The organism is Streptomyces herbicida (assembly GCF_032656585.1).
GTDB classification, from domain to species: Bacteria; Actinomycetota; Actinomycetes; order Streptomycetales; family Streptomycetaceae; genus Streptomyces; species Streptomyces herbicida.
In genome coordinates this window covers 360423-386573 of sequence record NZ_JAUYWJ010000002.1, presented here as the reverse complement: position 1 = coordinate 386573, position 26151 = coordinate 360423, and the positions used below count along the sequence as shown (strand labels likewise).

General features: G+C 71.2%; 22 protein-coding genes and 3 pseudogenes. 15 read left to right on the top strand and 10 right to left on the bottom strand.

What is annotated here, in order from left to right:
* The first annotated feature begins 10 nt into the window (after positions 1-10).
* Positions 11-2491: a tetratricopeptide repeat protein gene (locus Q8A52_RS05515; RefSeq protein WP_316749419.1), complete on the top strand. Its 2481-nt coding sequence runs from the start codon at positions 11-13 to the stop codon at positions 2489-2491.
* 3 nt (positions 2492-2494) lie between these two features.
* On the opposite strand, the gene Q8A52_RS05510 is transcribed toward Q8A52_RS05515, so the two are convergent.
* Positions 2495-2617: a DUF397 domain-containing protein gene (locus Q8A52_RS05510; protein WP_316749417.1), complete on the bottom strand. Its 123-nt coding sequence runs from the start codon at positions 2615-2617 to the stop codon at positions 2495-2497.
* A 69-nt stretch (positions 2618-2686) separates the two neighbouring features.
* Between Q8A52_RS05510 and Q8A52_RS05505 the strand changes: the two are divergent.
* The 4 genes and pseudogenes from Q8A52_RS05505 (at position 2687) to Q8A52_RS05490 (ending at position 4847) form a co-directional block, all read left to right on the top strand.
* Positions 2687-3102 (top strand): annotated as a pseudogene (locus Q8A52_RS05505) (ATP-binding protein).
* 226 nt (positions 3103-3328) lie between these two features.
* Positions 3329-4134: pseudogene (locus tag Q8A52_RS05500) on the top strand (helix-turn-helix domain-containing protein).
* A 108-nt stretch (positions 4135-4242) separates the two neighbouring features.
* The gene (locus Q8A52_RS05495; protein WP_316749415.1) at positions 4243-4590 is read left to right on the top strand and encodes a DUF6247 family protein; all 348 of its coding nucleotides are present in this window, start codon (positions 4243-4245) and stop codon (positions 4588-4590) included.
* Positions 4587-4847 (top strand): hypothetical protein, encoded by a 261-nt coding sequence (locus Q8A52_RS05490; protein ID WP_316749413.1) that lies wholly within the window; start codon positions 4587-4589, stop codon positions 4845-4847. Before Q8A52_RS05495 ends, Q8A52_RS05490 begins: the two co-directional genes overlap by 4 nt.
* A gap of 8 nt (positions 4848-4855) precedes the next feature.
* Here Q8A52_RS05490 and Q8A52_RS05485 read toward each other — a convergent pair whose 3' ends face one another.
* On the bottom strand, positions 4856-5872 hold the full coding sequence (locus tag Q8A52_RS05485) for an alpha/beta fold hydrolase (RefSeq protein ID WP_316749411.1): 1017 nt from the start codon (positions 5870-5872) through the stop codon (positions 4856-4858).
* A gap of 105 nt (positions 5873-5977) precedes the next feature.
* Here Q8A52_RS05485 and Q8A52_RS05480 point away from each other — a divergent pair, with 105 nt between their 5' ends.
* Entirely contained in the window at positions 5978-6715 is a 738-nt protein-coding gene (locus Q8A52_RS05480) for a TetR/AcrR family transcriptional regulator (protein ID WP_316749409.1), read from the top strand.
* 96 nt (positions 6716-6811) lie between these two features.
* Positions 6812-7930, top strand: coding sequence for an ADP-ribosylglycohydrolase family protein (locus Q8A52_RS05475; RefSeq protein ID WP_316749408.1), 1119 nt, complete (start codon positions 6812-6814; stop codon positions 7928-7930).
* Between the two features lie 22 nt (positions 7931-7952).
* On the opposite strand, the gene Q8A52_RS05470 is transcribed toward Q8A52_RS05475, so the two are convergent.
* Both Q8A52_RS05470 and Q8A52_RS05465 read right to left on the bottom strand, forming a co-directional pair.
* Positions 7953-9500, bottom strand: coding sequence for a sodium:solute symporter family protein (locus Q8A52_RS05470; RefSeq protein ID WP_316749406.1), 1548 nt, complete (start codon positions 9498-9500; stop codon positions 7953-7955).
* 218 nt (positions 9501-9718) lie between these two features.
* On the bottom strand, positions 9719-10504 hold the full coding sequence (locus Q8A52_RS05465) for an SDR family oxidoreductase (protein WP_316749966.1): 786 nt from the start codon (positions 10502-10504) through the stop codon (positions 9719-9721).
* A 91-nt stretch (positions 10505-10595) separates the two neighbouring features.
* Between Q8A52_RS05465 and Q8A52_RS05460 the strand changes: the two genes are divergently transcribed.
* Entirely contained in the window at positions 10596-11435 is an 840-nt protein-coding gene (locus Q8A52_RS05460) for a hypothetical protein (protein WP_316749404.1), read from the top strand.
* A gap of 11 nt (positions 11436-11446) precedes the next feature.
* Here Q8A52_RS05460 and Q8A52_RS05455 read toward each other — a convergent pair whose 3' ends face one another.
* Both Q8A52_RS05455 and Q8A52_RS05450 read right to left on the bottom strand, forming a co-directional pair.
* Positions 11447-13363: an ABC-2 transporter permease gene (locus Q8A52_RS05455; protein ID WP_316749402.1), complete on the bottom strand. Its 1917-nt coding sequence runs from the start codon at positions 13361-13363 to the stop codon at positions 11447-11449.
* Between the two features lie 198 nt (positions 13364-13561).
* Entirely contained in the window at positions 13562-16432 is a 2871-nt protein-coding gene (locus Q8A52_RS05450; RefSeq protein ID WP_316749400.1) for a D-alanyl-D-alanine carboxypeptidase, read from the bottom strand.
* A gap of 211 nt (positions 16433-16643) precedes the next feature.
* Here Q8A52_RS05450 and Q8A52_RS05445 point away from each other — a divergent pair, with 211 nt between their 5' ends.
* From Q8A52_RS05445 to Q8A52_RS05435, 3 genes are all read left to right on the top strand, one after another.
* Positions 16644-17399, top strand: a complete 756-nt coding sequence (locus Q8A52_RS05445) for a GOLPH3/VPS74 family protein (RefSeq protein ID WP_316749398.1) — start codon at positions 16644-16646, stop codon at positions 17397-17399.
* Between the two features lie 264 nt (positions 17400-17663).
* A complete protein-coding gene (locus tag Q8A52_RS05440; RefSeq protein ID WP_316749396.1) occupies positions 17664-18521 on the top strand; it encodes a helix-turn-helix domain-containing protein in 858 nt (285 codons plus the stop codon).
* A gap of 190 nt (positions 18522-18711) precedes the next feature.
* Entirely contained in the window at positions 18712-18903 is a 192-nt protein-coding gene (locus Q8A52_RS05435; RefSeq protein ID WP_316749394.1) for a DUF397 domain-containing protein, read from the top strand.
* Positions 18904-19110: 207 nt separating this feature from the next.
* On the opposite strand, the gene Q8A52_RS05430 is transcribed toward Q8A52_RS05435, so the two are convergent.
* The 3 genes from Q8A52_RS05430 to Q8A52_RS05420 form a co-directional block, all read right to left on the bottom strand.
* Positions 19111-19959 carry a MerR family transcriptional regulator gene (locus Q8A52_RS05430; RefSeq protein ID WP_316749392.1) on the bottom strand — a complete coding sequence of 283 codons (849 nt, stop codon included), beginning with the start codon at positions 19957-19959 and terminating at the stop codon, positions 19111-19113.
* A gap of 80 nt (positions 19960-20039) precedes the next feature.
* Positions 20040-20546, bottom strand: a complete 507-nt coding sequence (locus Q8A52_RS05425; RefSeq protein ID WP_316749390.1) for a glutathione peroxidase — start codon at positions 20544-20546, stop codon at positions 20040-20042.
* A gap of 9 nt (positions 20547-20555) precedes the next feature.
* Positions 20556-21560, bottom strand: coding sequence for an ArsR/SmtB family transcription factor (locus Q8A52_RS05420; protein ID WP_316749388.1), 1005 nt, complete (start codon positions 21558-21560; stop codon positions 20556-20558).
* Between the two features lie 79 nt (positions 21561-21639).
* Between Q8A52_RS05420 and Q8A52_RS05415 the strand changes: the two genes are divergently transcribed.
* Complete coding sequence (locus tag Q8A52_RS05415; protein ID WP_316749386.1) at positions 21640-22923, top strand: MFS transporter; 1284 nt, start codon at positions 21640-21642, stop codon at positions 22921-22923.
* A 265-nt stretch (positions 22924-23188) separates the two neighbouring features.
* Here Q8A52_RS05415 and Q8A52_RS48960 read toward each other — a convergent pair.
* Positions 23189-23647 (bottom strand): annotated as a pseudogene (locus tag Q8A52_RS48960) (SPFH domain-containing protein); the annotation flags it as partial.
* Between the two features lie 250 nt (positions 23648-23897).
* Here Q8A52_RS48960 and Q8A52_RS05405 point away from each other — a divergent pair.
* The 3 genes from Q8A52_RS05405 to Q8A52_RS05395 all read left to right on the top strand — a co-directional run bounded on the left by Q8A52_RS05405 (position 23898) and on the right by Q8A52_RS05395 (position 26150).
* Positions 23898-24245: a PadR family transcriptional regulator gene (locus Q8A52_RS05405; protein ID WP_316749385.1), complete on the top strand. Its 348-nt coding sequence runs from the start codon at positions 23898-23900 to the stop codon at positions 24243-24245.
* On the top strand, positions 24242-25189 hold the full coding sequence (locus tag Q8A52_RS05400) for a hypothetical protein (RefSeq protein WP_316749383.1): 948 nt from the start codon (positions 24242-24244) through the stop codon (positions 25187-25189). The genes Q8A52_RS05405 and Q8A52_RS05400 overlap by 4 nt, the downstream gene beginning before the upstream one ends.
* A 106-nt stretch (positions 25190-25295) precedes the next feature.
* A complete protein-coding gene (locus Q8A52_RS05395) occupies positions 25296-26150 on the top strand; it encodes an alpha/beta fold hydrolase (RefSeq protein ID WP_316749382.1) in 855 nt (284 codons plus the stop codon).
* Position 26151 lies beyond the last annotated feature (1 nt).

Sequence of the window (26151 nt, the reverse complement as noted above, 5' to 3'; positions counted from 1 at the left end):
GGACGGACGGATGGCACAGGCGCGGCCGTCGATGCAGGAGCTGATCGCACGGCGCAGGCGTGCCGGTTTCGTGGGGCGCGGTGCCGAACGGGCCGCGTTCCGGGCGAACTTCGGCATCCCGCCCGAGGACGAGCGGCACCGCTTCCTCTTCCATGTGCACGGCAATGCGGGCGTCGGAAAGACCTTTCTGGTCCGGGAGTTGGAGCAGATCGCCCGGGAACTCGGCGCGCCGACCGTGTATGTCGACGAGGGCGCCGGGAGCGTGCCGGAGACGATGGCCGTGATCGGCCGCCAACTCGCCCTGCAGGGCCACCGGTTGAAGGATCTGGACCGGATGCTGACCGCGCACCGTGAGCGGCGGCACGAGGCCGAGGCGGCCGCCGTCGCCGTACCGGAACCGGACGAGCCGTCGGCGGGCAGCCTGGCGCTGGCCCGGGCCGGCCTGGTGGGCCTCGGCCTCGTCCCGGTGGCCGGTGCCTTCGCACCGGCGCTGGACGCGGACCGCATCGCGCAGGGCGCGGACCGGTTGCGGGCCGGGCTCAGCGCACGCTTGCGCAATCAGGAGGACGTACAGCTGGTGCTGTCCCCGGAGCGGGTGCTGACGCCGGTGCTGCTGGGCGAGTTGGCCGCTGTCGCGTCGGCGGTCCCGTGGCTGGTCATGTTCTTCGACACCTACGAACGCACCGGGCCGCTCCTGGACGGCTGGCTGCACGAGGTGATGACCACCGACCGGTACGGGGTCCTGCCCGCCAACGTCGTCGTGGTGACCTCCGGCCAGCGCCCCTTCGACACCGCCCGGTGGGGCGGCTTCGCGGACTTCATGGCCGACGTGCCGCTGGGGGCGTTCACGGAGGCGGAGGCACGGGGGCTGCTGGCGGACCGGGGGGTGCGGGACGAGCCGGTGGTCGCAGAGGTGCTGCGGCTGACGGGCGGACTGCCGGTGCTCGTCTCCACCCTCGCCCAGGCCCGGCCCGCCGATCCGGACGACGTGGGCGATCCGAGCGCGGACGCCGTGGAGCGGTTCCTGAAGTGGGAGGGCGATCCGGTACGGCGCAGGGTCGCCCTGGCCTGCGCGCTGCCCCGGCGGCTGGACGGGGACGTGTTCCGGGCGGTGGTGGACTGCGAGGAGCGCGAACTCGACTCGCTGTACGGGTGGTTGAGAGGACTGCCGTTCGTCGACGGGCGCGGGGAGCAGCTGCGGTACCACGATGTCGTACGGGCGCCGATGCTGCGGCTGCAGCGGACACGGTCGCCGCGGGGGTGGGCGGAGCGGCACGGACGGCTCGCGGAGGTGTTCGGGCGCTGGCGGGAAGAGGCCGAGGCCGGGCTGGACCTCCTGCGCCGGTGGGCGGACGCCGACTGGCGGGAGCTGCGGCTGGCGGAGTCCTACCACTCCTTGTGCGCGGCGCCCCGGGCCGCACTGCCCGCGATCCTGGCCGACGTCGTCCACGCCTGCGGGCAGGGCGACGAGGTGGCGCTGCACTGGGCGCGGGTCCTGGTCGAGGCGGGTGAGGACGCGGACGCGGAGGCCGTGCGGACCTGGGGAAGCGGGCTGACGGAGACGCTCGCGGGGAGCGGTCCGGCCGAGGCGCTCCGGCTGCTGCTGGATCGCGCGCGGGGCGACGAGCCGTGGCGGGCGGAGGCGATGGCGCTGAGGGGTGACGCCTTCGCACGGGACGGTGACCACGAGCGGGCGCTGGAGGAGTACGACCGTGCCCTCGTCCTCGACCCCGACCTGGTGCGGGCGCATCGCGCGAAAGCCGCGACCCGGGGCGGGCTGGGGGACTACGAGGCCGCGGTCGCCGGTCTCGACCGGGTGGTCGCGCTGGAGCCGGACAACCCGTACAACGTCATCCTGCGCGGTGAGTACCACCGCCTCCTGCGCCACCACGACGAGGCGCTCCGGGACCTGACCGAAGGCATCCTCCGTGACCCCGCCAGCGAGTTCGCCCGGGCCTCGCGCGGCGCCGCCCACGAGCGCGCCGGCGACCTCGACGCGGCGCTGGCGGACCTCGACCGCGCGCTGGAGCTCAAGCCGGATTATGCCTGGGCGCTCGGCCGCCGGGCCCGGGTCTGGCGCGGTCTCGGCGACCACGACCGGCAACTGGCCGACCTCGATCGGGCGATCGACCTGTGGCCCGACTGGGGCTGGGGCCACTGCGAACGGGGCGACGCGCTGCGCGTGGCCGGTCGCGACGAAGAAGCTCTGGCCGACTACGCCCGCGCGCTCGCCATCGACCCCGAGTACGCGTCGGCATACGCGAGCCGAGGGGTGTCGCTGTCCAGCCTCGGCCGCCACCGCGAGGCCCTCGCCGATCTGGACCGGGCCCTGGAGCTCAACCCCTCCTACCCGTGGGCGCTGTGCCGACGGGCGGAGGTGCACCTCGAACTCGGGGATGCGGAGAGGGCGTTGGCCGACGTGGCCTGCGCGCTGGAGCTCAGCCCCGACTACGCCCCGGCCCGCACCCTGCGCGACCGCCTCACCGCTTGACGCTCAGCGCCCCGCGAACGCCACGAAGTCCGCCCACGAGGCATCCGTGAACGCGAGCCGCGCGCCTGCCTTGTCCTTGGAGTCGCGGACGTGGACGGTGGGGGCGGTGGGGATCAAGCGGACCACCCGGACAGTGACGTTACGTACCGGGGTCGTTGCTGTTCAGCGTAGGGACGGATGGCCACTCTGGGTGACATGAACCAGAAATCCCAGCTCCGGATCCAGTTGTCCGCCATTCAAAGGGGTGCCCGGCTCGCGCGCCTGCTCACGGAACGCCAACTGGACGAGTGGGACGTGCCGTTCGGGGAGGCCGCGCAGGTGGTGGCGGAGCTGGCGTCCAACGCCGTACTCCACGGGCGTGTCAGTGGAAGGGACTTCCGGCTCGGGCTGAAGCTGCACGACGACGGCACCCTCCGTATCGAGGTGACCGATGCCCGGGGTGACCGGATCCCGCGAATCCAGGATCCGGCGGCAGGGGACGCGGAAACTGCAGGGGGTTACGGATCGTGGCGGCGTACGCGGACCGTTGGGGCGTGGACGAGGCGACCGCGCACGGCAAGACGGTGTGGGCCGAACTCGTACCGGGACGCCCGGGTCGCGGCGGGGCATGACCCGGTGGTTCCCGACGCCAAAGACCAAAGAACCGGGGAAAGAGCCGAACCCACCCCCACCGCCCCCGTCGATCACCCGCCGGAGTGAATATGCCCAACTCGGCTGGCGCAGCGAGGCAGTTGTGGTGCAGCGTCAGCCGTGACAAGGCCGCACATGCATCGGCCCCCGCCGGGACTGGCATCCCAGTGCGAGGGCCTGATCACCCAGGAAGAAAGCACCTTCCCGATGACTGACAAGCAGCGTAACGCGCCCAAGCACGCGAAGTCCGGCAATGCCGAGCATTCCCACTCCGGTGTCATCCACGTCAATGAACCGCACCACGAGAACTTCACTGTGGTCGGCAATCACTTGGCCCAGCACCCGGAACTGTCGCTGACGGCGATCGGCCTGGCGACCCACATCCAGTCGCTGCCCGCCGGAACGCCCATCGGGATCAAGACGCTGGCGGCCAAGTTCCCCGAGGGCGAGATCCGGATCGCCGCAGCCTTGCGGGAACTGGAGGAACACGGATACCTCACGCGTGCCAGGGAGCGTCTTCAATCGGGCCGAGTGATGACCCGGACGACCTCGTACAACAAGCCACGGCTCGCGGTGGCTGCCGCGGCCGCTCCGCCCTCGAACCTCACCGCACGGTCCCGAAGACCCCAGCTCCCACCGCCCCGCCGTCGCACCGTACGGCCGTCGAGGTGCTCTGCGGCCTGCGCGCCGACGACTCCCGCCTGCTGCTCACCGAACGGGACGTGAAGCGCCTGGCCCCCGCCGTCGGCACCTGGCTGGAGCGGGGCGTGCCGGTCACCGCCGTACGGCGAACCCTGACGAGCTGCCTGCCCGAGGACCCGATCCGGCACCCGGCGGCCTTCCTCGAACACGGCCTCACTGCCCTCCTGCCCCCGCACCTTGCGACCGCCCCACCTCCGCCGAGCGCCCCTCGCCCGGACCCTTTGCAGACCTGCCACGGCTGCGACCGGGCGTTCCGGGCTCCACAGCCAGGCCGGTGCCGGGACTGTCGTGCGTCCGGTGCGGCGGCGTAGGAAACCGGGAACAAGGAGACGAGCCGGATGACGAGCGCCGCGTCAGCGCCGTACCGCCGATTCCACCGGTACCGTACGAGGGCCGAGCCACCCGTACCGGAGGTCACCGTGAGCGCCCAGACCGACGGCCCGTACGGACCGCTGATCCCCATGCCCGAGCTCACGCCTGACGCGCTGCGGGCGGCGGTCGCGCGCATCGCTCCGAGCCGTGTCCCAGCCCTCACCCAGCACCTCTTCGAAGCCACGACGAACGCACAGCAGACGCAGAGCCTTGCGCCGCTGCGAGCCTTCGTGCACTCCTGGGCCGTGTTCGTGGCGATCGAGCGGCATCCGGAACGCGCCGCCCGGCTGCGGGAGCTGGAGCGCATCGTGGACGCGGGGGAGCAGGACCCGGCAGCGGCCATCACCGAGATCCGCGCGATCCGTGAAGCGGCCGAGGCGGAGGCCGGACTGTGACGGACTGGGCCTGGGACTACAACCCCAGTGCCGAGTACGTCACGGGAGGCCTGCCGACGGGAGTCGTGGCGGAGGTGGAACGGCTTGCCGCCGAACTGGCCGCGCTCGGCCGCGACTCCGTCAAGGTGGGCAGGCCGCTCGACCGGGAGGGCGGCCTGCGTGAGTTCGACATCCTCGGTGGGCGCGGCTTCATCGGCTTCCTGCCCGTACCGCGTCATGAGTGTGTCTACGTCTGCAACGTCACTTGGTACGGCTGACACCGGACTCACCCGCTGACCGACTCCCCGGTCACCACCGGCCGCACCTTGGTGAGCATCAGGTCCAGGAATTGGTCCGGATGCCGGAAGGACGCGAAGTGGGCGGCTCCTCGGATCAGGGCGAAGTCCTTGACCGGGGCGGTGACTTCGGCGACGAAGCGGCGGGCCGGCTCCGGTGGGGTGAGGATGTCGCTTTCGCCCTGGAAGACGAAGAAGGGGAGCCGGAAGGCGGTGCCCTCGGCGTACTCGTCGACGGTCACGGCCTGCGGGCCGAGCTGCTCGGAGAAGTTCATGCCCTTCAGGTAGGAGCGCAGCCCGCGCAGGGTGTGCAGGGGTGAGAACCACAGGGAGCGGACGACGACGGTCTTCATGGTGTCGAAGGTCAGGGGGTCGGTGGTGACCACGATCTTGGAGTGCTTCGCCCACTGGTGGGCGGTCCAGGCGGACGGGTCCGGTCCCATCTCCCTGACGGCGGCCAGCTCCTTGCGCTTGCCGGCCTTCTCCAGGCGGGCCAGCAGGGCGTGCCGCGCCGATTCGTCGCGGCCGCCGTCGTTGATGTTCTGGTCGGTGCCGACATAGGCGGAGTACAGCTCGGGGTGGTTGCGCGCGAGGCGCAGGCCGGTGATCGTGCCGAAGGAGTTGGCGACCAGGAGGAGTTTGCCGACGCCTAGGCGGGCGCGGACGTACGCCGTCACTTCCAGGGCGTCCCGGTAGAGGCGGTCGAGGGTCATCTCGCCCTGGTCGCCGCCGCTGAACGTCTTGCCCGCCCCGCGCATGTCCCAGCGCACGATCGTGAAGTGACGCTCCCAGGCCCGCGTGCGCGGAATGAAGATCAGGTTGGAGGCGCCGGGCCCGCCGTGGATCTCCAGGATCACCGGATTGGCGAGGTTCTCCCCTCGGATGGAGATCCACTGGTCGATGCCGCCGATGCGGACGGGTCCGGACTCGTCGATGCCTGTCGGGGTGGTGATGCGCAGCTTCTTCGCGAGGGACCTGCGCTTGAGGGCACGGTAGGTGAGCAGCATGAGTGTTCCCCCTAAACTGTTTATCTCGTCAGCAGTTGTGTTTACGGTATATACAGTTGGTGGACGGAGTCAACGGGCTTCGCCGCGACCAAGGGGAGGAACCGCATGGCCGCCCGGAACAAGGAGCAGGACAAGCCGCGCGACCTGCGGGCGAGCCTCGCGCTGCTGTGGGGCGAGCAGGAGCAGCCCACCCGGGGGCCGAAGCCGAAGCTGTCCCCGCAGCGGATCGCTGCGGCCGCCGTGAAGCTGGCCGATGCGGAGGGGCTGGACGCGGTCTCGATGGGCAAGGTCGCCGCCGAGTTCGGCGTCTCGGCGATGGCGCTCTACCGCTATGTGCCCGGTAAGGCCGAACTGGTCGAGCTGATGATCGAGTCGACGCTCGCCGAGGTCCCCGACCTCTCCGCCGCGGCGGGCGACTGGCGGGCCGGGACGCGGGAGTGGGCCCGCCGGTGCCTGGACCTCTACCGGGCCCACTCCTGGGCGCTCGCCGCCACCGCGATGCGCCGCCAGGTCATGGGTCCGCACCAGCTCGGCTGGCTGGACGCGGCGCACGCGGCCCTGGAGCCGACCGGCCTGCCGGCGGCCCAGCGGCACCAGGTCTTCGTCCTCGTCGTCGGCCTGGTGCGCAGCCTCGCCCAGCAGCTGGTCGACTTCGACGCGGACGAGGACCGGGAGTGGAGCCGCCTCACCGGTGAGGTGCTCGAACGTCACGCAGACCGGTTCCCGGCGCTGACCCGGGCCATCTCCGAGGGTGCTTTCGACCCGGCCGGAATCGACCCCCTCGACTTCGGCCTCGACCGGATCCTGGACGGAGTCGAAGCGCTCATGGCTGTACGGGAATGACCGGGCCGGGGCGATTTGCCCCCGTGAACCGATCGTCCCCGGTCGATTACAGTGCTGAGCTGTCGTACGTACGGACGCCGCTGTGAGGAGGTCTCGGTGGATGCGACATCCGGTGCCGTCTGGGGCCGCGCCGAGCAGCAGGACTTCCGCAGCAGGGTGCGCGGCACCCTCCTCGGCGCCGCCGTCGGGGATGCGCTGGGCGCCCCGGTCGACGGGCTCACCATGGAGGAGATCCAGGCGTCGTACGGCGTGGAGGGCCTCGTCGACCTCGCCTTCGGCTACGGCAGACGCGGCGCGGTGACCCATCACACCCAGCTGACCCTGTTCACGGTCGACGGGCTGATACGCGCCCAGGTCCGCCGTGACACCGGCGCCTGGCACCCGCCGACCGATCTGCACCGGGCGTATCTGCGCTGGGCGGCCACCCAGCGTGACTGGGGCCCGGACGAGCGCCGCAAGGACGACGGCTGGCTGGCCCGCGAGGAGTGGCTGTACGCCCGCCGCGATCCGTCGCGTGCGCTGCTGATCGGCTTCGGGGACGAGAACATGGGCACGCTCGAGGCCCCCAAGGCTCCGGGCGAGCTGGGCCCGGAGGCCGTCGCCCGCTCGGCACCCTTCGGCCTGCTGGTCGGCTGGGAGCCGCAGCTGGTGCTGCAGCTGGCGGTGGAGTGCGCGACCCAGACCCACGGTCACCCCACCGCGTATCTGTCGGCGGGGGCGTACGCCGTGATCGTGCATGCGCTGGCCCGCGGCGACAGCCTGGACGGCGCCGTGCAGCGTTCGCTCGCCCTGCTCGCCGTCCGCCCCGGCCACCAGCCCGTCTCCGACGCCCTCCAGCACGCGCTGGGTACGGTGCGGCAGGGGATGCCCGGCCCGGCGCGGGTGGAGGAGCTGGCGGGCGACGGGGCCGCGGACGGTCTGCTGGCCGCCGCCGTGTACTGCGCGCTGGTGGGGGAGGACGTACGGCACGGCCTGTGCCTGGCGGTCAACCAGGCCGGCCCCTCCGGCGCCACGGGCGCCCTGACCGGCGGTCTGCTCGGCGCCCTGCACGGCGAAACGGCCCTCCCGCCGGCCTGGCTGGCCGAACTGGAGGGCCGCTCCACGATCCTGGAACTGGCCGACGACTTCGCGATGGAGATGACCCAGGGCCCGGCGCTGCACGGTCCGGCGGGGGCGTCTTTGGGGTGGCTGGCGAGGTACCCGAGGGGCGCCTAGCCGTCGCCCTCGTGGCCTGTGGCTACGCGGGCTCGGTCTCCGCCGCGGCCGGGACCGGGATCGCCGCCCCGTCGCCGTCCGTGTTGATCCGCTCGATGATCGCGAGCCGCTCCGGGGTGTCCTCCGGCTTCAGGTAGCCGATGAGGATGTACAGGACCAGGGAGACGGTCAGCGGTACGGACACCTGGTACTGGAGCGGGACTCCGCCGTCGACGTTCCAGTTGATCGGGTAGTTGACCAGCCAGAAGGCCAGCAGACCCGCCGCCCAGCTGGTGAGCGCGGCCGTCGGGCCGGAGCGGCGGAACGGGCGGAGCAGGCCCAGCATCATCGGGATCGCGATCGGGCCCATCAGACCGGCGACCCACTTGATGACGACGGTGATGATGTCCTTGAACGCGGGCGAGTTGACCTGCGTCGCCACCGACATCGACAGGGCGAGGAAGACGACCGTCGTCACCCGCGCCGCGATCAGCCCCGACCGCTCGTTCCAGGCCCGGGCCCGGTCCGAGAGCACCGGTGCCACGTCCCGGGTGAACACCGCGGCGATCGCGTTGGCGTCGGAGGAGCACATGGCCATGGTGTGCGAGAAGAAGCCGACGATGACCAGGCCCAACAGGCCGTGCGGCAGGAGCTGTTCGGTCATCAGGGCGTAGGAGTCGGAGCCGTCCGGCTTGTTCGCGTGCACCAGCAGCGGCGACATCCACATGGGGAAGAAGAGGACCACCGGCCAGATCAGCCACAGCGCCGCCGACAGGCGCGCGGACCGCGTGGCCTCCTGCGGGCTGCCCGTCGCCATGTAGCGCTGGGCTTGGTTCAGCATGCCGCCGTTGTACTCGAAGAGCTTGATGAAGAGGAACGCGAGCAGGAAGACCGTGCCGTACGGGCCGACCAGCGGCTTGCCGTGACCGTGCAGCGCGGGCTCGTCCCAGGCGCCGAGGAAACCGATGTTCTTGTCGTCGAGCTTGACCACGACCGCGACGAACATCGACAGACCGGCCAGCAACTGGATGACGAACTGGCCGAGTTCGGTCAGCGCGTCCGCCCACAGTCCGCCGATCGTGCAGTACACGGCCGTGATGGCACCGGTGATGAGGATGCCCTGGTTCAGCGAGACGCCCGTGAAGACCGACAGCAGCGTTGCGATCGCCGCCCACTTCGCGCCCACGTCCACGATCTTCAGCAGCATGCCCGACCAGGCCAGGGCCTGCTGGGTGGGCAGGTTGTATCGGTTCTTCAGGTACTCCAGCGGAGAGGCCACATGGAGCCTCGAGCGCAGCCGGTTGATGCGCGGCGCGAACAGCTTCGCGCCGATGGCGATGCCGAGTGCGATCGGGAAGGACCAGGTGACGAAGGAGGTGACGCCGTAGGTGTAGGCGATGCCCGCGTACCCGGTGAACATCACCGCGCTGTAGCCGGACATGTGGTGCGAGATGCCGGACAGCCACCAGGGCATCTTGCCGCCGGCCGTGAAGAAGTCGCTGACGTTGTCCACGCGCTTGTGCGACCAGATGCCGATCGCGACCATCACGCCGAAGTAGGCGATGAGCACGGTCCAGTCGAGACCGTTCATATGCCCCCCTTCCAGGGTCCGTCTTGTGAACTCCGCTCAGCTGGCCGGCACTTCGCATAGGCGGAGCGGGGACGGGGAAGGCCGCGAAGTGCCCGCTCATCGTGGGTGCGGTTACGCGGGCACGACAAGCAAGCGGAAGGTCAAGAGCAGGAAAAATTGTTCTGCTTGCTGACCTTGGTTCACCTATATGAACGTCTCGAAAGGCTGGAAGTACTGCCTCAGCGCATCAACTCCCCGGCGTTCACCAGCAAGGACTGTCCGGTGATGGCCCGTGCCCGGTCCGAGGCGAGGAACGCCGCCGCGTCTGCCACGTCGCCGTCCGTCGCCAGTTCGGGGAGGGCCATTCTGTCCGTCAGGCGTTTCAGTACCGCGGCCTCCGGAACGGATTCCGTGTGGGCGGTGAATTGGACGTACGCCTGTACCGGTGGACCCCACATCCAGCCGGGCAGGACCGTGTTGACGCGGATCCGGTGGGGTCCGAGTTCGCGGGCCAGGGAGTACATCGCGCTGGTCAGGGCGCCCTTCGAGGCGGCGTATGCGGCCTGCTTCACCTGTGAGGGCGCGGCGACCGCCGACTGGGTTCCGATGAAGACGACCGAACCGCCGCGCTCCTTCAGTGCCGGCAGGCAGGCCCGGGTCATGCGCAGCGAGCCCAGCAGATTGACGTCGATCACCGACTGCCAGGTCGCGAAGTCCGCGTCCTCGACCCCGCCGAAGTAGGAGTCCCAGGCCGCCACGTGCACCACGGCGTCGATCGCCCCGAACCGCTCCCGCGCCAGCCCCGCCAGCGCCTCGCACTGCCCCTCGTCGGTGATGTCGGTCGCCCGGTACGCCGTGTGTGTTCCGTCCGGATCGATCTCGGCCGCGCTCTTCGCGAGATTCGCCTCGGTGCGCGCCCCGAGGACCGCGTTCCCCCCGTCTCGTACGACCGCCGCCGCGACCTGGTGGCCGAGACCGGCCCCGACCCCCGAGACCACGACGGTCTTGCCCGCGAGCAGTGACATGGCGACCTCCCGACCCTGGCGCTTCATCTGACGGTCCGTCAGAGTATGGGCGAGCGCCGGAGGACGGAAGAGAGAGCGGAAGGGGAACGGCATGAGCGAGGAGACCCGCAGCGAGCAGTACGCCGAACTGGCCGCCGTAGGCCCGTACGGCGTCCAACCCGGCCACGCCCTGATCACCATGGTCGAGCCGCACCCCGGCCACGAGTACGCCTACAACCGCTGGTACGAGGACGACCACTACTACGCGGGCGCGATGGCCATGCCCTGGATGTACGCGGGCCGCCGCTGGGTGGCGACGCGGGACCTCCAGCTGCTGCGCTACCCGGAGAAGTCCGCGATAGCCCAGCCCGTCACCGCCGGCTGCTACATCTCGACGTACTGGATCACCGACGGCCGCTACGACGACCACATGAAGTGGACCGTCGCCATCAACAAGCGCCTCAACCGGGACGCCCGCGTCCACCAGGACCGCACCCACGTCTTCACGGCCTTCCAGGACCACGAGGCGACGGTCTACCGCGACGGCGCGGCGGGACCGAGGGACTTCCACGCCCTCGACCATCCCTACGCGGGCCTGGTGGTCGAGGTCATCGACGCCGAGTCCCCGGACCGGCGCGCCGAACTCCTGGAGTGGCTCCGCTCCCGGCACCTCCCCAAGCGGGTGGCGGCCTCCCCGGCGGCCATGGTGACCGTCTTCCGCCCGACCCCGCTCCCCGGCGACCGCATGACCTATGTGAAGCAGGTCGAGGGCGTCGACACCCGGCTCACCCTGCTGTGGTTCCTGGAGACGGATCCCCGGGAGTGCTGGCAGGGACACTTCACCGGCCTCGACGAACAGGTGAGCGAGTCGGGGCTGGGTAGGGTGGAGCTGGTGGCGCCGTTCGTCCCGACGGTGCCGGGCACGGACAAGTACGTGGACCGGCTCCGCTGAGGCTCACGGGTTCAGGGCGTCCTGAGCTCGTCCGGGCACGGCGTACCCCGCGGCAGCTGGTACGGCGCCGCCAGGTGATACGTCCCGGCCCGAGGAGCGAGCAGCATCGTCCACTTGTCCCCCTGCGTGTCCTGCTGCGTCTCCATCAGACAGCCGTTGACGTTGTCGTACGTCTTCGGCATGCCCTCGGCGCGGTGCTTGGAGGCCTGCGTCTCCTGGGGCGGCTTGAGGCTCTTGCCCTGGGCGTCGACGATGCTCAGCCACGGCGAGTACGGGATGCGGATGAGGATGCGGCCGGCCTGGCGGACCTCGATCGTCAGCTCGCCCTGCTCGGCGCGGTCGACCACCGCGTTGGGCTCGGCGAGCGGTGCTGGGTCGGTCACCTTGAACAGCTGCCAGTTGGCGTCGCCCCAGATCTGCTTCAGATACGGCATACCGCGCTGGACCAGGGCCCGCTCGCGCTCGCCGCCGTCCCCGTCGGGATCGTCCTTGGGCAGCACGACGAAGTGGACGGCCCAGCGCTGGAGCCATTCGTGGTAGTTCGCCGAGTTGAGCGTGTCGTCGTAGAAGAGCGGATTGCGCTCCATGTCGGCCTGGCGGTTCCAGCCGCGGGCCAGATTGACGTACGGCGCGAGCGCGGAGGCCTCGCGGTGCGAGCGGGCCGGGACCACCTCGACACGGCCCTTCTCGGCACCGACCTCCTGCAGCTCGTTCACCAGCGGGGCCAGCTCGCGCGCCCAGGACGCCGCCGGGGTCGTATGGATGATGTCGTCGACCGACTTGAAGCCGATCCAGCCGACGGTCCCGAGGAACGCCAGCACGATCGTGTACCACTTGCGCGAGCGCGGCACGGCGAACGGCAGCGCCGCGATCAGCGTCACACCCCCGAACAGCATCGGCAGCCGCGAGATGTTCGACCCGATCTGCGAGCTGACCAGCCAGACCAGCACCACCCCGATGCTGAAGACCGCGGCGGTCAGCCGGACGGTCGTCCACTCCTTGGGGACGAGGAAGAGGCACAGCAGCCCGTACGACAGCGGCAGGATCACCGAGAAGATCGTCATCGGCTGGGTGCCGGAGAAGGGGAACAGCCAGGCCGAGACGGCGACGACCACCGTCGGCGCGAGCCCCAGCGCCCAGGCGCCCGGCCGCCGCTTCTGCAGGAAGAGCGCCGCCGCGATCAGGCCCACGAACAGGCCCGCGACGGGGGAGCCCATGGTGGCGAGCGCGGCGAGCGGCGCCGCGACCAGCGCCTTCGCCCACCGTTTGTGCCGCCAGCGGTAGGGCCAACAGAACACCGCAGCGACCGCGCCGAGCGCGAACACCGTGCCGAGACCGAAGGTCACCCGGCCCGAGAGCGCGTTGCAGATCAGCGCGAAGACACCGGCCAGCGCGGCCCACAGCGGGTTCTTCACGGCCCGGCTGCGGATGAGGATCATCGTCAGCAGGCCCGCCGAGACCGTGCCGGCGATCATCATCGTCGTACGGACACCGAGGACCGACATCAGGTACGGCGACACCACGCTGTACGACACCGGGTGCATCCCGCCGTACCAGGCGAGGTTGTAGGCCGAATCGGGGTGCCGGCCGACGAACTCGGCCCACGCGTCCTGCGCCGCGAGGTCGCCGCCACTGTTGGCGAACGTGAAGAACCAGATGACGTGGAGCACACCGGACAGCACGGTCATGGACAGCACCGGATGGAGCAGCAGCCGCTGCCGCAGCGGCTCGGCGGCGGCGAGCAGCCAGGTCGTTCTGCCGGCGTGGCCGGCGCCCGTGCTGTCCTCACGACAGTCGTCGTGGCTGTCCGCAGGGCTGTACGGCCGGGTGCCGTGACCGTCCGTGTCAGCTTCGGGCAGGCGTATTCGCGGGCCGGATCCCGGGCCCGGATCGGCGTCGTCGGCGCGTGTCGGCTCCGCTGTGGCCACCTGAAGGCACTCCCCGTGTCCCGTCTTCTGTTCTCGGCCGCGTCCCTTGGTGTTCCCGGCCGCTTCTCGTCCAGTTCGCGGCCGTGTACCGCTGACCGGCGACCTGCCCCGATTCGTGACGCTAGCACGCACCCCGCCGCGGGGCTCCCGGGCGGGGGCTCCGTCGGCGGGGTGCCGTGACGAATCGTGCGGTACGGGTCAGCCGAGACGGGTCAGCTTGCTGGGGAAGCCGGGCTCGGTCAGGTCCTTCTTCAGGGCCACCGGGACCTGCACCGCGCCGCTCTTGCCGTCACCGACGGTGAGCGTGCCGACCTTGGTTCCGGCCTTCGCGGTGTGCGGGACGGTGTTGGAGACGAAGGACAGCTTCACCTTCAGACCGGCCCAGCCGACGGCCGTGACGTCCTCGGTGACGACGACGGGGGTGTGCCCGCCGAGGCCGTCGTCCACGTACCCGACGACGTCGCCCTTCTTCATGATCTTCTGGGCGGTCAGCGCGTCCTTCGCGGCGGTCAGCGCGGTCTGGCTGACCGCGTTGACCGTGTCGAGGATCCCCGGCTTGTACTGGCCGAAGATCGCGCCGACGACGGTGACCGTCTCGCCGCCGACCTTCTTGCGGGCGGCGAACAGCAGGTTGCCGCCGGCCTTGGTGGTGCTGCCGGTCTTGATGCCGATCGCGCCCATCTTGTAGGGCAGGTCGTTGTAGTTCCTGTGGTACTTGCCGTGCGGGTCCGTCCAACTGGCCGCGCTGGTGATCGCCACGAGGGCCGGGATCTTCACGACCTCGTTGCCGAGCTTCACCTGGTCCTGGGCCGTGGAGACGGTGGTCTCCTTCAGCCCGGAGGGGTCGGTGTACGTCGTGTTCGTCATCCCCAGTGCCTTGGCGGTGGCGTTCATCTTCTTGACGAACGCCGCCTCGGAGCCCGCGTCCCAACGGGCCAGCAGGCGGGCGATGTTGTTCGCGGACGGGATCATGACAGCCGACAGGGCCTGCTTCAGGGTGAGCTTGTCGCCCGCCTTGACGGAGTTGAGGGTGGACTCGTCGTCCTTGTCGTAGCCGCCCTCCTTCTCGGCGGTGGCGTCGACGGTGATCTCCGGCCCCTCCTCGCCCGGCTTGAGCGGGTGGTCCTTCAGGACGATGTACGCGGTCATCGTCTTGGTCACCGAGGCGATGGGGACCGGCTTCTGCTTGCCGAAGCTGTCCATCGTGCCGATGCCCTCGCCGTCCATCCAGCCCTGGCCCTCGGAGGGCCAGGGGAGGGAGACCTTGCCGCCGTCGAACTGGTACGACTCCTCGGCGGTCAGCGCGAGGGTCGGCGTGGGCAGCGGGCGCACGGCCTGTACCACCGCAAAGATGATCACCAGCAGGATGACCAGCGGGGTCCAGATCTTGACCCGCCGCACGATGGTCCTGACCGGAGTCTCCGGCGGCGGGGGCGTGTTCGTCAGCTCGGCGAGCAGGTCGAGCGGGGGCTTGGGCGGGAGCGGCTGCTGGGTGGTGCGCTCGGGGCCGACCTGGGGGATGGCGGTGGTCACGTCGGCCGGTGCGGGTGCCTGGGCCGGCGGCTTCGGCTTGCGGGCTGCCGGGTCGTCGAGGGGCTTGAGCGCAACGAACTTGCTGGTGCGCTCGGCGTCGGCCGGCTCGGTGGGCTTCGGCTTCGGCGCGCCGCCCAGCTTGAGCATGGTGGTCGGCTGGTCGACCTGGGGCTTGGGCTTGGGTGCCTTGAAGACGGCGGTGGGGTGGTCGACGGGGCCCTTGGGGGACTTGGGGGCGTCGGCGGGCTTGGCGTCGGCCTCGGCTTCGCCTTCGGCCGTGTCCTTCCCGCCCGCACCGCCCGTGCGGCTCTCGTCGTCGGTTGCGGGGGGCCCCTTGGGGGCGTCCTCGCCGTCGGCGGCTCGCGGGTCGCGGGGTGTTCGGGGGTCGGGCGTCGACTTCGGGGTGGAGCCCTTCGCGTCGGCATCCGCCTTCGGTTCGGACGCCGTCGCGGCGTCAGCGGCCTTGACGGCAGCGTCATCCGCACCGTCACGCTCGTCCTCGTCACCGCCGTCGCCCTCCGAGCCCGCGCCCGCCTCCGGCGCTTCGGCTTCCACGGAGTCGGCCTGGGCAGCGGCGGCTTCGTCGTCCTCGGGCTCGGAATCGGCCTGCGCCGCGTTCTGGTCGTCCTCGCCGTCGGTGTCGGCGCGCGCCTCGGTGTCGGTCTCCGAACCGGTGGCGGTCTCGCCGTCCTTGGCCTCGGAGCTCGCCTGCACCGCGCTCCGGTCGTCCTCGGGCTCGGTGTCGCTCTGGGCCGCTGCCGTCGCCTTGTCGTCGTCGGGTTCGGTGTCGGCCTGCGCCGCGTTCTGGTCGTCCTCGCCGTCGGTGTCGGCGCGCGCCTCGGTGTCGGTCTCCGAACCGGTGGCGGTCTCGCCGTCCTTGGCCTCGGAGCTCGCCTGCACCGCGCTCCGGTCGTCCTCGGGCTCGGAGCCGCTCTGGGTCGCGCTCCGGTCGTCGTCGGGCTCGGAGCCGCTCTGGGTCGCGCTCCGGTCGTCGTCGGGCTCGGAGTCGCCCTGGGTCGCCGCCTCGTTGTCCGCGGGCTCGGAGTCGGCCGCCGACTCGTCCTCGCCCTTCGCCTCGGTGTCGGCCTGGGCCGCCGCCGACTCGTCGTCCTCGCCGCCCGAGTCGGCCTGCGCCTCGTCCTCGGCCTCCGAACCGGCCGCAGCGTCGCCCGCCTTGGCCTCGGAGTCCGTCTGCGCCTGGCTCCCGTCGTCCGCGGGCTCGGAGCCGGCCCGGACCTCCTCGTCGCCCCCGGCGGTCTCCGCGTCGGCCTGGGCGGAGTCGCCCGTGCGGACCCACGTTGCCACCGCCGCGCGCAGGCGGCTGTCCTCGGCCTCCTGCTCGGGGCCTCCTGCGGTAGTCGGCACGTCCCGCACCGACAGGACACGGGTCGCCGTGTCCGCGGTGCGGCGGGACACCGCGAGACGCGGGTCGCGTGCCTCGGGAACCGGACCCCCACCCCCCGGCGTCGGTTCTGCCGACGACTCGCGCTGCTTCGACCTGTCGGGGGACTCGCCCGCCACCGATGCCTCCTCCATGTGCCGCACGCCCTCCGTGCCCTAACCGCGGTCCCGACCGCGCCTCCCCGACGCTGTCCGAACCATGTACCAGTGTCCTGTGTGCGGGCTTAACCCATGCGGGTAGACGAGAACGACATACCTACCGGTTCCCTCACGAACCGGTCACGCACCCTCGACAGACCAATGTGAGAGGGGTCACCCTGTCATACATCCACGCGGGGAGGCATGGATGGGCAGGAGCCGCAGAACAATTCCGGAGGAGCTTCTGTTGCTCGCATTGGACCCGGCCACGGGTACCACTGCGCAGCCGCAGTCGCTCGACCTCGGTCTGGCCGGAGCGCAGCTAGTGGAGCTGGCGCTGGCCGGACGGATAGCCCCAGACGGGGATCGTATCGCCGTGGTGGCACCACGGCCGACAGGAGATCCAACTCTGGACTGTGCGTTGGAGTTGCTGCGAAGGCGCGGCGCTCCGGTACGTGCCGTCCACTGGATCGGCGGGCCGCGTCTCGGGCTCCGCCAGACGTACCTCTCGCATCTGGAGCGGTGCGGCATGGTTGCCGCCGTAGCCGGGCAGATGTGCGGAGTACTGCCGACGACTCGTTACCAGGCGACGGACACCGCCATCAGCCGGGAGATCCGTGCCCGGCTGGATTCCGCGATCCGCACCGGCGTTCCGCCGGACCCGCGGACCGCGGCGCTCGCCGCCCTGGCGCACGCGGTCGGCCTCGGCAAGCACCTGTATCCGGGGAACGAGGGACGCTCGTCCCGCTCCCGGCTGCGGGACTTGATCCGGCACGACCCGATGGGCGGCCTCGTGGCACACGCCGTGATGGACGTCCAGAACGGCGCGGCGGCCCAGCCACGCCGCAACCCGGCCTCCGCCGGCCGGCAGGCCGGACCGGGAGCCAGGGCCGCAGCGGAACCCGCCCGTGGCGTTCCGATGCAACCGCGCCATGGTTCCATGGTGCGCGCCGTGGTCCACTGAGCCGCAGCACCACGGCATCGCACACGCACACACCGCACGACAGCCGCGCCGTCAGTCCCCAGACCCGGTTCGGGAGCCGCTGGTCCGAGCGGGGCGGTGGGACCCCGTGTCTCACCGCCCCGCTCGGCTGCTTGTGCCCGAACTGACGCGTACGCGCCGCATATCCACCGTTTGCCAGCGGTAGTAAGCACCTTGGTGGCAGTCTGCTCAACAGCAGATACGCAAAGTGTTAGGTACAGGCAGGCAGCCGGAGGTGCACGTCCCGTGGCGTCCAATGTCAATCCAACCGTCAGACGACGCCGGCTGGGCCAGGAGCTGCGCAGGCTCCGCGAGCTCAAGGGCATGACGGCCGAGGAAGTGGCGGAACGACTGCTGGTCTCGCAGTCGAAGATCAGCCGTCTGGAGAACGGCCGGCGCAGCATCAGCCAGCGTGACGTCCGCGACCTGTGCGGGGTGTACGAGGTCGAGGACCAGCGGGTCGTCGATTCGCTGATGGAGATGGCCCGGGACTCCCGGCAGCAGGGCTGGTGGCACGCGTTCGGGGACATCCCGTACAGCGTCTACATCGGGCTGGAGACCGACGCCGAGTCGCTGCGGGTGTATGAACCCCAACTGGTCACCGGGCTGTTGCAGACCCGGGCGTACGCGGAGGCCCTGGTGCAGGGCGCGCTGCCGGAGACCTCGACGACCGACATCGAGAAGCGGGTCCAGGTGCGGCTGCGGCGACAGGAACGTATTGCCGCCGAGAACAACCCGCTGCGGCTGTGGGTCGTGCTGGACGAGGCGGCGCTGCGCCGGGTGGTGGGCGGCAAGCTGATCATGCGCGAGCAGCTGGAGCACCTCATCGAGATGTCCCAGCTGCCCCATGTCACCGTGCAGGTCCTGCCGTTCGAGGTGGGCGCGCACCCCGGGCTCAACGGCCAGTACGCGATCCTGGAGTTCGCCGACGCGGCCGACTCCAGCGTGGTGTACCTGGAGGGTGTCACCAGCGATCTCTATCTGGAGAAGGCGCACGACGTCCAGAAGTACGCGGTGATGTATGAGCATTTGCGGGCACAGTCCCTGAATGTGGAGCAATCCCGTCAATACATCGCAGACGTGGCCAAAGACTACGCCCGTTGAGTGGGCTCCCGCGTGAAGCGCCGGATCATACACCGGTGTAACGCTCCAGCGGAAGGCTCACCTGGAATATGCCATCCGGTCGAGTGAACGGCTGCTCCAGGAGGGGATGTTGCCGAGTAGCGTCGATCACGCCAATCGATCGACATGGTTGGCGTGAATCGCACTACAGCAACTCGCTACAGGAGTGGAAATGGCACTGCTTCAGGGCGCCACGGAGACGTGGACCAAGTCCTCCTATTCCGCAGGGAACGGAGCCTGCGTCGAGGTCAAGTCGGCCGCGGCCGTCGACCTCGCCGTGCGTGACTCCAAGGTCGCGGAGGGCCCGGTCCTCGCCTTCCCCGCCGACGCCTGGAACGCCTTCGTGGCCTCGGTCAAGGCTTAGGGGGCTCCCTGACCCTCGCCAACAAGCCCCGGACCATCACACGACAACTGCACAAGCACCACCCAGAGCCCTCTCGACCAGCCCGCCGTCCTTGCCGAGGGGGCTCGCCCCTTTCTTTGGGCTCGGTTCGCCTCCGGCGTGCCCCTTCGGCTCACTCGCCGTGGGCGGCCGTCGGACAGCGCGTCGTCCGAGCTCCTGCCCCGGCCGTCACTTCACCGGGAACGCCACGTCACACACCGGGTCCTCCGCCCCCGATGCCTCCCAGTCCGCGAAGTACACCTCCCGGCACGGCCCGGCCATCTCCAGGCCCTCCCCGGTCATCCACTCCTCCACCGCCTCGAAGGCGGCCAGGATCTGCGGATGGGCCACCTGGGCCTTGGTGATGCGGGTGAACGCCAGCCGCTGGGCCGGCGCCACCTTCACCTTCGTCTCCCAGGTCCGGCCATGCCGGGCCACCCACTCCCGGGCCGCCTGCGCGTCCGCGACCGGTACGCACGACTCCGCGGGGCCGTCGCTCTCCATGGACACCTCGGCGTGGTAGACGACGAACGGGGCCCCCGCGACGCCCCCGCACTCCCGTGCCGCCGACTCCAGCCGCCCCAGCGAAGCGCCGATCCATGCCGGCAGCTCGCCGGACAGGGTGTGCCGCGTCTCGGTGATCACCACCTGCTCGGGCACGTCCACCGTCTCGACCAGGAACTTCCCGTACATCTGCGAACTCCTCCCGGACAACCGTCCACGGAGGTACTCGGCGAGCGTCCGCTGCCCCGCGATCCGCGCCTCGACGTCCGCCCAGTACGCGGCGATCCGGTCCGCGGCCTCGGCCCCGTCCGCCTCCACCACCTCGGCGATCCGCGCGAGCGGCATGTCCAGCTGCCGCAGCAGCGCCACCAGGCGGGCACGCTCCACCTGGTCGGCGCGGTAGTAGCGATAGCCGCTGGCCTCGTGGACGCGCGCCGGGGACAGCAGTCCGAGCCGGTCGTACAGCCGCAGGGCCTTGGCCGAGAGCCTGGTCCGCGCCGCGAACGCGCCGATGGTGAGCAGTTCGTCGTCCACTACGCCATCCTCCGTCACCGGGCGCCTTGCGCCCGGTGACAAGGACGCTCACCCTTGCCCCAGGGGCAAGGTCAACCCGGCTAGGAGAGCTGGGCCTCCACCGCGGCCACGAGCTCGGCCGACTCCGGCTCGGTCTGCGGCGAGAAGCGGGCGACGACCCGGCCGTCCCGCCCGATCAGGAACTTCTCGAAGTTCCAGCGGATGTCCCCGTCGTGCCCCTCGGCGTCGGCGAAGCCGACCAGGCGGTCGTAGAGCGGGTGCCGGCCCTCGCCGTTCACCTCGACCTTCTCGGTCAGCGGGAAGGACACGCCGTACGTCGCGGAGCAGAACTCGGCGATCTCCTCTGCGGTCCCGGGCTCCTGCCCGAGGAACTGGTTGCAGGGCACGCCCAGCACGGTGAAGCCCTGCCCGGCGTAGCGCTCCTGCAGCCGCTCGAGGCCGGTGTACTGCGGGGTCAGTCCGCACTTGGAGGCCACGTTCACGATGAGCACGGCCTTGCCCGCGTACTGCGGCAGGTCCGCGGAACCGCCCCGGAGGGCGCCGATCTCGACGTCCAGTACGGAGCCGTTGTGGTCAGTAGTCGTCATAAGCGGATGCTAACTCCGGTAAGTGTCCCGGAGGTGACCGGTGTGCCGACGGCTCCCGGCCTCGACGAGGACCTGGCCGGCCGCGGTCCGCGAGTACAGCACCGAGCGGCCCGTCCGCCGCCGCTCCACCAGCCCCGCGTCCAGCAGCACCTTCAGATGCCGTCCGACGGACCCGAGGCCCTGCCCGGTCACCGCGGTCAATTGGGTGGTGCTGAGGGGGGAGTCGAGCAGCACCAGCACTCCGGCCCGTGCCGTTCCGAGCAGCGCGCCCAGGCTCGTGGGCACGGGCGCGCCGCGGCCGTCGGCGAGCACTCCCGCGCAGGGGTAGATCACCGCGTATCTGTCCTGTTCCTCCCACGACACCCATCCGTGCCGCTGCGGCGTCACCGGAACGAATACCAGTTCGGCACCGGAGATCTCGCGCGGCGGGTACTCGTGCCGATTCACCTGGAGCCTGCTGTCCCCGAGCCAGCGCGTCCGTCCCGGCCGGATCGAGTCCAGCACGGCCGCCCAGCCACCGCGGCTCACCTGTGCCGTCCGCGCGACCACATCGGCCTCCAGGACCCGTCGGCGCCGCTGCCAGTACGGCCGTACGGTCTCCTCCCAGACGTACTCCAGGAGCGCGGCCGCCCGCTCGGGCAGGTCGTCCCGGTCCAGGGCGGCGGGCAGCGGCCCGGCCAGGGACACCCGCAGATGGGCGCGGGCGTCCGCCGGGCGCGCCGCACGGACCCGTGCCACGCCCTCCTCGAAGGACTCGCCGTCCCGGGGTGTGGGCGTGAGGAAGTCGGCGATCCAGTCCGCACCGAGGCCCGCGCGCACCAGCAGCGCGGTGACCGGGTCGGACGCCAGCCGGGCCCGGTAGCCGGACAGGTGCTTCCACAGCCACTCCTGCTCCCCGGGATGGGCGCCCTCGGCCGCGTGCAGCAGCTTCAGGCACGCGAAGGTCTCGGCGACGGGGGAGAGGACGAACCGGCTGCTCGCGAGCGTGTCCGCGTTGACCTGCCACCAGCCCATCCCCGGTCCCTCCCCATGACGTTTCGCGCCAGGGCGAAACAATAACGGCCGCGTGCGGAGCCGCCGGAGACTCCGCGGCATGCGCAGCTATCAAGTTCTTTTCCGCACACCGGAGTTCACCCCGCTCTTCCTCGCCTCCGCCGCCCACACGGCCGCCCAGACGGTCGGCGGTCTGGCCCTCGGCACGCTCGTGTACCGGGCGACCGGGTCGCCGCTGCTGTCCGCGGTGAGCATGTTCGGTCCGTCGCTGGCCCAGGTGCTGGGCGCGGCCTTTCTGCTCTCGGGCGCCGACCGGCTGCCCCCGCGGGCCGCCCTGACCGGGATCTCCCTGGCCTTCGCGGCCGGTACGGCGGCCCTGGCCCTGCCCGGTCTGCCGGTCGGGGCGGTCTGCGGCGTCGTCCTGGTGCTGGGTCTGGTCGCCTCGCTCGGGGGCGGGGTCCGGTGGGGGCTGCTGACCGAGATCGTCCCCAAGGACGGCTATCTGCTGGGGCGCTCGGTGTTCAACATGATGAGCGGGATCATGCAGATCACCGGCTACGCGACCGGCGGCCTCCTGGTCGCCGTCCTCTCCCCGCGTGCCTCGCTGCTGCTGTCGGCGGCGCTGTACCTGGCAGCCGCCCTGGGCCTCGGTCTGGGCCTCACCGGGCGCCCGCCCCGGGCCACCGGCCGGCCCTCGGTGTCGGCGACCCGGCGCACCAACGCCCTCCTGTGGTCCGCTCGGCCGCGCCGTCTGACCTATCTGGGCCTGTGGATCCCGGGCGGCCTGGTCGTAGGCTGCGAGTCCCTCTTCGTGTCGTACGACCCCGGCGCCGCGGGCACGTTGTTCGCCTGCGCGGCGCTGGGCATGCTGGCCGGGGACGTGACCGTCGCCCGGCTGGTGCCGCCGGCCGTGCGCGCCCGGCTGGCGACGCCGCTGCTCCTGCTCCTGGCCGCGCCGTACACCCTCTTCGCCCTGCACCCGGCGGTCCCCGTCGCCGCGGTCTGCGCCGCCCTCGCCTCCGTCGGCTTCGGGGCGAGCCTGGTCCAGCAGGAGCGGCTGATGGCGCTGACCCCGGACGAGCTCGGCGGCCACGCCCTGGGACTGCACTCGGCGGGCATGCTGACCCTGCAGGGCGTGAGCGCCGCGCTGGCGGGTTCGGTGGCTCAGTTCACCTCGCCCGCGACAGCGATGACGGTGATGGCGCTGGCGTCGACCGGGGTGACGCTGGCGCTGGCTACGGCTGCTCGGTGGGCTCCGGCGCGGGAGCGGGAGCCACGGCCGGCGGCTGCGTCGGAGCGGGGGCCACGGCCGGGGGCTGCGTCGGAGCGGGGGCCACGGCCGGAGTCTGCGTCGGAGCCGGAGTCTGCTGCGCCGGCAGGGTAGGCGGCGCCGGCACCGGGGCCTCCCCGGTCATCCGCTGGGTGGCCTTGTCGAAGTAGCGCAGCAGTTCCACCGGGAACGGCATCACCAGGGTGGAGTTCTTCTCGGCGGCGACCTCCACGACCGTCTGGAGCAGACGCAGCTGCATGGCCTCCGGGGTGTCCGACATGATCCGTGAGGCGTTGGCGAGCTGCTGCGCGGCCTGGAACTCACCGTCCGCGGTGATGACACGGGCGCGGCGCTCACGCTCCGCCTCGGCCTGCCGCGACATGGACCGCTTGAGGGACTCCGGCAGCTGCACGTCCTTGATCTCGACGCGGTCGATGTGGATGCCCCACTCGGCGGCCGGGCTGTCGATCATCAGGGCCAGGCCCTCGTGCAGCCGCTCCCGGTCGGTGAGCAGGTCGTCGAGGTCGCTCTTGCCGATGATGGACCGCAGCGAGGACTGGGCGACCTGGCCGACCGCGAAGATGTAGTCCTGCACCTCGATGGCCGCCCGTACGGGGTCGGTCACCCGGAAGTAGACGACGGCGTCGACCTTGACGGACACGTTGTCCTTGGTGATGCCCTCCTGGGTGGGCACCGGCATGGTGATCACCTGCACGTTCACCTTCCGCATCCGGTCGGCGAACGGGATCAGGAAGGTGATGCCCGGCTGACGGTACGACGGCAGCGCCTTGCCCCAGCGGAACACCACCCCGCGCTCGACCTGGTTGACCACCCGCATCCCACTGCGCAGCACGAGCAGGGCCAGCACGGCCACGACCACGACTGCGACGACGGTGCCCTCCATGGCACTCCATTCTCCGACGGGACATTGAGACACCGGAGATGACACCGGCCGGGGCCCGGCGGATGCGGTGGGGCGCGTCAGGAGTGCGTAAAGAATCCTGGCGCGACACGCGCTCTGTGCTGCCGGGAGCGGGCAGGCGGTGAGTGGTGGCTGAATATATCGGTAGCCGGTATATGCTCGGCACATGACCGAGCAACCGCTGCGGGAGCCGACGCTCCTGCTTCTGACGGCGTTGGCGGATGCCCCCCGCCACGGCTACGCCCTGATGCAGGAGGTCGAGAAGATCTCCCGGGGCCGGGTCCGCCTGCGGGCCGGCACCCTGTACGGCGCGCTGGACCGCCTGCTCAAGCAGGGGCTCGTCCGAGTCGAGAGCGAGGAGGTCGTCGACAGCCGGATGCGCCGTACCTACGCCCTCACCGACGCCGGTTCCGTCATCCTGGCCGCCGAGGCCGAGCGCCTGCGCGCCACCGCCGACGAAGCGGTACGGCGCCTGGGTGCCAACGCCGCCCGGCCGGACGGAGCCACCGCATGAGCACGCCCCCGCTGCACTGGACCACCCGTGCGTACCCGGCCGCCTATCGCCGCGAGTACGCCGCCGAGATCAGCGGACTCATCCTCCGCGTCACGGCGGACGAGGGGCGCTGGGCCGGCGCCCTCGAGCAGGCCGCCGTCCTCGGTCACGCCCTGCGCCTGCGCACCGGCCTGGACTCCGCCCGCCCCGGCGGCCGCTTCCTGGCGAGGCTGCTGCCCCTGGCGATTCCGATAGCCGCCACTTTCTCCCTCACCCTGCTCGTCCTGTGGCGGGTCCCCCCGCTGCCCTGGGACGGTGCGCGCGCCTACACCCCGCTCGCCTACGTCCCCTGGCTCGCCGTCCTCGGCTGCGCGCTCGCGGGCCGCTGGGCGGCCGCCCGGATCGCCGCCGGGGCCGCGCTGCTGGGTGCCGTCGTGTCCTTCCCCCTGGTCCGCTGGACGGACGGTGCGGAAGGCCTCGCCGAGAACCGGTCGACGCTCGTGGGGCTGGCCCTGGTCGCCCTCCTCGCCCTCCTCGCCCCGCCGGACCTGCCGCCGACCACGACTGCCGCCCGCCGGACCATGGCGCTGATCGCCCTGGCCCTGGGCGTGCCGCTGCTGGTGGGGTCGCTCACGGTCTTCCAGGCCGACTCCGGGCCGTCCGCCACCACCGACGCGCGCCCCGATCCGCTGCGCCTGCTGTTCTTCTTCACCCCGCTGGTCCTCGCGGTGCCCGCCGCCCTGGCGATGGCCCGCGCCCGCTTCGGCCCCCTTCTGGCGGCCCTGCTGATGACCGCTTCGGTGCTCGCGTTCGTCCCGGTCGGATGGCTGGCACAAGTGCCGTACGCCGGCGGGGGCCTGCTGGCCCGGCTGATGTTCCTGACCGGTGTGCTGGCCCTGGCCGGCTACGCGGCCCGCACGGTCCGCGACCGCCGACGCGGGCTCGGTCGTCCACGAGTTCGGTAGGTGTCGGGTGCGGCGAAACGGCCAAGGCCCTGCCGAGACCGGTCGCGGGACGGTGGCAGGAGGACTTGAATGAGGGTGTGACGAGGCAGGACGAGGGGAGGGTGTCATGGACCCGACAGTCAAGCCGCTGGCCGTATCGCGAGGTCCCTACCGCCTTCACGCCGAGGTCGTTCCGGGGCCCGGCACCCCCGTGGTCCTGATGCACGGCTTCCCCGACAGCACCCACCTCTACGACCGGCTGCTGCCGCACCTCGAGGGCCGGGCGCCCGTCGTGCTGTTCGACTTCCTGGGATGGGGGGAGTCGGAGAAGCCGTCCGAGTACCCGTACACGGTGGCCGGTCAGGTGGGCGACCTCTGCGCCGTCGCCGAAGCGGTGGCGGAGAACCTGGGCGCCCGCCGGCTCGTGCTGGTGGCGCACGACGCCTCGGGCCCGCCCGCGATCGACTGGGCGCTCGCCCACCCGGACCGCGTGGAGCGGCTCGTCCTGCTGAACACCTACTACCACTGGACCCCCGCGCTGCGCCGTCCGCCCGCCATCGCCCTCTACTCCACGCCACTGGTACGCACCGCGGCGCGCGCCGCCGTGCGGCGCCGACCGGATCTGGACCGGCGCCTGTACGCATGGCAGGTGGGCCGGTTCATCCGCGACTCCGGCGTGCGTGAGCAGTATGTGGCGCGGCTCTACGAGCAGTTTCCCGCCGCGCGGCCGGCCTTCTGGCGGCTCAACGACGAGCTCCTCGCGGCCGTACTGAGCCGCAGACGACGCCTCCCCGAGCTGCGCGCGTTCCAGCCGCCCGTACGGGTCGTCTTCGGGGCCCGGGACCGCTACCTCAATGCGCGGGTGGCACGACAGTTCGCCGACCTGTTCCCGAACAGCGAGCTGTGTCTGCTCGTCGACGCGGGGCATTTCGTCCAGGTCGACGAGCCCGGGCAAGTGGCCGACGCGATCGTTTCCGCGTAGC

Coding starts and splice junctions, on each gene's coding strand:
- Q8A52_RS05515 (WP_316749419.1), top strand. CDS start 11: ATGGCACAGGCGCGGCCGTCGATGCAGGAGCTGATCGCACGGCGCAGG.
- Q8A52_RS05485 (WP_316749411.1), bottom strand. CDS start 5,872: ATGCTGCTCACCTACCGTGCCCTCAAGCGCAGGTCCCTCGCGAAGAAG.
- Q8A52_RS05480 (WP_316749409.1), top strand. CDS start 5,978: ATGGCCGCCCGGAACAAGGAGCAGGACAAGCCGCGCGACCTGCGGGCG.
- Q8A52_RS05470 (WP_316749406.1), bottom strand. CDS start 9,500: ATGAACGGTCTCGACTGGACCGTGCTCATCGCCTACTTCGGCGTGATG.
- Q8A52_RS05465 (WP_316749966.1), bottom strand. CDS start 10,504: ATGTCACTGCTCGCGGGCAAGACCGTCGTGGTCTCGGGGGTCGGGGCC.
- Q8A52_RS05460 (WP_316749404.1), top strand. CDS start 10,596: ATGAGCGAGGAGACCCGCAGCGAGCAGTACGCCGAACTGGCCGCCGTA.
- Q8A52_RS05450 (WP_316749400.1), bottom strand. CDS start 16,432: ATGGAGGAGGCATCGGTGGCGGGCGAGTCCCCCGACAGGTCGAAGCAG.
- Q8A52_RS05445 (WP_316749398.1), top strand. CDS start 16,644: ATGGGCAGGAGCCGCAGAACAATTCCGGAGGAGCTTCTGTTGCTCGCA.
- Q8A52_RS05435 (WP_316749394.1), top strand. CDS start 18,712: ATGGCACTGCTTCAGGGCGCCACGGAGACGTGGACCAAGTCCTCCTAT.
- Q8A52_RS05425 (WP_316749390.1), bottom strand. CDS start 20,546: ATGACGACTACTGACCACAACGGCTCCGTACTGGACGTCGAGATCGGC.
- Q8A52_RS05420 (WP_316749388.1), bottom strand. CDS start 21,560: ATGGGCTGGTGGCAGGTCAACGCGGACACGCTCGCGAGCAGCCGGTTC.
- Q8A52_RS05415 (WP_316749386.1), top strand. CDS start 21,640: ATGCGCAGCTATCAAGTTCTTTTCCGCACACCGGAGTTCACCCCGCTC.
- Q8A52_RS05405 (WP_316749385.1), top strand. CDS start 23,898: ATGACCGAGCAACCGCTGCGGGAGCCGACGCTCCTGCTTCTGACGGCG.
- Q8A52_RS05400 (WP_316749383.1), top strand. CDS start 24,242: ATGAGCACGCCCCCGCTGCACTGGACCACCCGTGCGTACCCGGCCGCC.
- Q8A52_RS05395 (WP_316749382.1), top strand. CDS start 25,296: ATGGACCCGACAGTCAAGCCGCTGGCCGTATCGCGAGGTCCCTACCGC.